Source organism: Streptomyces sparsogenes (assembly GCF_001704635.1).
Taxonomy (GTDB): domain Bacteria; phylum Actinomycetota; class Actinomycetes; order Streptomycetales; family Streptomycetaceae; genus Streptomyces; species Streptomyces sparsogenes.
Genome location: NZ_MAXF01000115.1, coordinates 1 through 4,510, shown reverse-complemented (window position 1 = coordinate 4,510; position 4,510 = coordinate 1). Strand labels below are relative to the sequence as shown.

Here is a 4,510-nt window from a genome sequence, read left to right as displayed (position 1 = left end):
GCGATGCGATGTTGTTGAGCGCCTCCCAGGCCATGCCGCCGGTGAGCGCGCCGTCCCCGATGACCGCGACCACGTGGTCCTGCTTGCCCAGCAGCTCGTTGGCCTTGGCGAGACCCTCGGCCCAGCCCAGCACGGTGGAGGCGTGGCTGTTCTCGATGACGTCGTGCTCGGACTCGGCCCGCGAGGGGTAGCCGGACAGCCCGCCCTTGCTCTTCAGCTTGGAGAAGTCCTGGCGTCCGGTGAGGAGTTTGTGGACGTACGACTGGTGGCCGGTGTCCAGCAGCACCTTGTCCCGGGGCGAGTCGAAGACCCGGTGCAGGGCGATGGTGAGCTCCACCACGCCGAGATTGGGCCCCAGATGGCCACCGGTCTTCGAGACGGCGTCGACGAGGAAGGTGCGGATCTCCGCGGCCAGCTGGTCCAGCTGCTCCGGAGTGAGCCGGTCCAGATCACGCGGTCCCCTGATGTGGGTCAGCAGCACCCGTGCCTCCTCGCTGTCGAGCGTCTTCGTCGAGCCTTACCGGTCCGCCCGAGTCTAATGTTCCGGCCGGGCGGCCATACGCCGGTCCATGCGATCCGGGTCACGCGGACGGCGGCAAAAGCACCCGTGCCCGGCACCGTCTGGACCAGACGGCACCGGGCACGTGAGGTTGGGCACAGGCGAGCCGGGCCGCGAGGGGCCTCAGCCGCGCCCCGCCGAGCGCTGCGTCCTGCGCGAGACCGAGTCGATCACGACCGCGGCCAGCAGCACCCCGCCGGTGATCATGTACTGCACGGAGTTCGCGACGCCCAGCAGGCTCATGCCGGACGCGATGGAGCCGATGACCAGCATGCCCAGCAGCGCCGACCAGACCGAGCCGCGGCCGCCGAAGAGGCTGGTGCCGCCGATGACCGCGGCGGCGATCGCCTCCATGAGCAGGTTTCCGGTGCCGGCCTGCTGGCTCGCCGAGCCGATCCGGGAAGCGATCATGATTCCGCCGAACGCGGCCATCAGCCCGGACAGGGCGAACACCGAGATCCGCACCGCCACCACGTTGATGCCCGCGCGGCGGGCGGCCTCGACGCTGCCGCCCAGCGCGATCACCTTGCGCCCGTACGAGGTGCGGCGCACCACGAAGTCGAGCGCGATCAGCACCACCACGAAGATCACCAGGGCCAGCGGCAGGCCCAGGTAGTCGTTGAGCCGCCAGGCCGCCGCGTAGGCGATGACGGCCAGCACCGCGGTGCGCACCAGGATCTCGCTCAGCGGCCGGGAGGGGATGCCGGCCGCCTTGCGGCGCCTGGCGCCCAGGAACTGGGTCAGGAAGAACGCGGCCACGGCGATCGTGGCCGCCCCGTACGCGGCGATGAGCTGCGAGAAGTAGTGACCGGTCAGGGTCTGTACGAACCCGTCGTCGTCGAGTTCGATGGTCCCGGTGGTGCCCAGCACCTGGAGCATCAGCCCGTTCCAGGCCAGCAGCCCGGCGAGGGTGACCACGAAGGCCGGGACGCCGATCTTGGCGAAGAAGAAGCCGTGCAGCGCGCCGAGGGCGGCGCCGACGGCCAGCGCGATCAGCACCGCGAGCCCCTCGGGCATCCCGTGCCGGGAGTTGAGCACCGCCATGGTGGCCGCGGCCAGACCGCTGACCGAGCCGACGGACAGATCGATCTCACCGAGCAGCAGCACGAAGACGATGCCGACGGAGATCAGGCCGGTGCCGACGATGAGGATCGACAGGTCGGAGAGGTTCTTGGGCGACAGGAAGGCGTCGTCCTTGATCTGGTAGACGGCCCAGATCACGGCGATGCCGACGATGACCGGGAGCGCGCCCAGCTCACCGCTGCGCAGCTTGCGGCCGAACTCCTGGACGTAGCCGCGGAAGCCCTCCTGACGCACCAGCAGCCGGGGGTCGACCGCGGTGATCGCGTCCCCCGCGACCGGGGCCGCGTCCGGCGGGCCGTCGCCGTTGGTCTTGTCGATTTCGGTGGTCACTTGGCGGCCTCCGCGCTACGCGCCTTGCGGCGGGTCACGGCGTTGTCCGTGGCGCCGGTGATGGCAGAGATGATCTCTTCTTGAGAGGTGGTCTTCACATCGAAGGTGCCGTTGTTGCGGCCGAGCCGCAGCACCGCGACCCGGTCCGCCACGGCCTTCACATCGGCCATGTTGTGGCTGATGAGGACGACCGCGAGGCCGCGCTCGCGCAGCCGCTCCACCAGGTCGAGGACCTGTGCGGTCTGCTCCACGCCGAGGGCCGCGGTCGGCTCGTCGAGGATCACCAGCTTGGGCTCGCCGAGCATCGAGCGGGCGATGGCGACGGTCTGCCGCTGGCCGCCGGACAGCGAGGCGATCGGAATCCGCACGCTGGGAATGCGGATGGACAGGGTCTGCAGCAGCTCACGGGAGCGGCGCTCCATCTCGACCTCGTCGAGCACCCCGGCGCGCCGGATCTCGCGGCCGAGGAAGAGATTGCCGACCACGTCGATGTTGTCGCACAGGGCGAGGTCCTGGTACACGGTGGCGATGCCCAGCTCCTGGGCGTCGTGCGGGCGGCTGACCTGGACCGGCCTGCCCTCCCACTCGATGACGCCCTCGTCGGCGGGGCCGACTCCGGCGATCGCCTTGACGAGGGTCGACTTGCCGGCGCCGTTGTCGCCCACCAGGGCGACCACTTCACCGGCGTGGACCTCCAGATGTATGTCCGTCAGCGCCTGGACGGCGCCGAACCGCTTGGAGATCCCGCGCAACGCCAACACGGGTTCGTTCGGCACGATGGCCATCTCCGATCTGAGCAGGGGCGGGCCCCTGCGGTGTAACGGAGGGGAGAGAACGCTCTCCCCCCGGTGGGGGTGGTATCGACGGAGGGGGCGGGCCGCCCGTGGGCCACGGGCGGCCGGGGCCGCGCTACTTGATGCCGAGCTTGTCGCACTCGGCCTTGTACTTGGCCGTGCAGATGTCGGCCACCTTGTACAGGCCGTCCTTGACCACGGTGTCCTTGATGTTGTCCTTGGTCATCGACACCGGCGGGATCAGGGTCGCCGGGATCCCCTTCTTGGTCGGGCTGTCGGCCGTGGTCTCCGCCGGGACCTTCTCGCCGCGGCCGAGCGCGAGGGCCATCTTGGCCGCGGCCACCGCCTCCTGGCCGTAGGGCTTGTACACGCTCATGTACTGCGTGCCCGCCAGCACCCGCTGGACGCCCGCGAGTTCGGCGTCCTGGCCGGTGACCGGGGGCAGCGGCTTGACGCCGCCGGCCTTGAGGGCGTTGATGGCGCCGCCGGCCATGGTGTCGTTGGCCGAGTAGACGCCGATGATGTTGTCCTTGCCGAGCGAGTTGATCGCACCGGTCATCGCCTTGTTGGCCTCGTCCGCCAGCCAGCGGTCGACGTCGTACTTCTTGCCGATGTCGACCTTGCCCTCCAGGACGGAGAGCGCGCCCTTCTTGAACAGGGCGGCGTTCGGGTCGGCCTCCCAGCCGTTGAGCATGACGATCTTGCCCGACTTGGCCTTGTCGCCGAGCGCCTTGAGCAGCGCCTCGCCCTGGACCTTGCCGACCGTCTCGTTGTCGAAGGAGGTGTACGCGGAGACCGGGCCTTCGGCGAGCCGGTCGTACGCGACGACCGGGATGCCGGCCTTGTCGGCCTCCTTGACCGACTTGCGGATGTCCTTGGAGTTGACGGAGTCGAGAATGATCACGTCCACGTCCTTGGTGATCATCGAGTCGACCTGCTGCTGCTGCACCGAGCTGTCCGACTTGGCGTTGGCGTAGATCACCTTGCAGTCCGCGCAGTTCGCCTTGATCTCTTTCTCGATCAAGGGGTGGTCCATGGCTTCGTATCTGGCGGTCTGGTCTTCGGGAAGGAGCAGGCCGATGGTGAGCGGGCCGGTCTTCTTCTTTTTGTCGTCCTTGCTCTTGTCGGCTTCCTTGGCGGAGCCGCAGGCTGCGAGCGAGACCGCCATGGAGACGGCGGCCGTGGCGACGACGACGCGACGCATCGTTGCGTTCATGGTGGGGGTGACCTCCCTGACGAGGCCGCGTCATTGCGGCCGAGGTGGCTGGAAGTCAACTCGGCCGCCCGCATGGCGTCAAGAAGTAAATCCTTAACGAGATGGCAACGGTGCCATTCATTATCTGAGTGAACGCATGGGGAGTGGGCGCCGATATCCCCGGAAGCCGATATTCCGGTGCGGGCACAAACAGAAACCGGGGCCCCGGGTGCGGAGGGCACCCGGGGCCCCGGCTCACGCGCGGGCCCGTGGCCCCGCCCCGGTCGGGACGGGAACGTGCTCAGGTCAGGGTGGGTGTCGGGGCGGGGACCCGCCCGGATGGCGCCGGCTGCCCGCTCGGGCAGGGGGAGGCCCCCGCTCGGGCCGGCGCGGGCGCGCGCCGGGGATCGGGGGCCCCGCTCAGGCCGGGCCGGCCGCCGCGCACCGGTCGGCGCGGGCGCGGCGCTCCGGTCGGGGTCCCGCTCAGGTCAGCGCGGGCGCGGCGCTCCGGTCAGGGTCCCGCTCAGGTCAGCGCGGGCGCCCCGGTCA

At 69.8% G+C, this 4,510-nt stretch carries 4 protein-coding genes; all 4 read right to left on the bottom strand.

Going from position 1 to position 4,510, the window contains the following annotated elements:
• Window positions 1-481, bottom strand: a 481-nt coding sequence (locus tag BBH68_RS23845; RefSeq protein ID WP_281182492.1) for a 1-deoxy-D-xylulose-5-phosphate synthase N-terminal domain-containing protein, incomplete at its 3' end; no start/stop codon positions are given.
• 201 nt (window positions 482-682) lie between these two features.
• Window positions 683-1,972: a sugar ABC transporter permease gene (locus BBH68_RS23840; protein WP_065965531.1), complete on the bottom strand. Its 1,290-nt coding sequence runs from the start codon at window positions 1,970-1,972 to the stop codon at window positions 683-685.
• Entirely contained in the window at window positions 1,969-2,757 is a 789-nt protein-coding gene (locus tag BBH68_RS23835) for an ATP-binding cassette domain-containing protein (RefSeq protein WP_065965530.1), read from the bottom strand. Before BBH68_RS23835 ends, BBH68_RS23840 begins: the two co-directional genes overlap by 4 nt.
• 124 nt (window positions 2,758-2,881) lie before the next feature.
• The gene (locus BBH68_RS23830) at window positions 2,882-3,982 is read right to left on the bottom strand and encodes a substrate-binding domain-containing protein (RefSeq protein WP_065965529.1); all 1,101 of its coding nucleotides are present in this window, start codon (window positions 3,980-3,982) and stop codon (window positions 2,882-2,884) included.
• Between the last annotated feature and the right edge of the window lie 528 nt (window positions 3,983-4,510).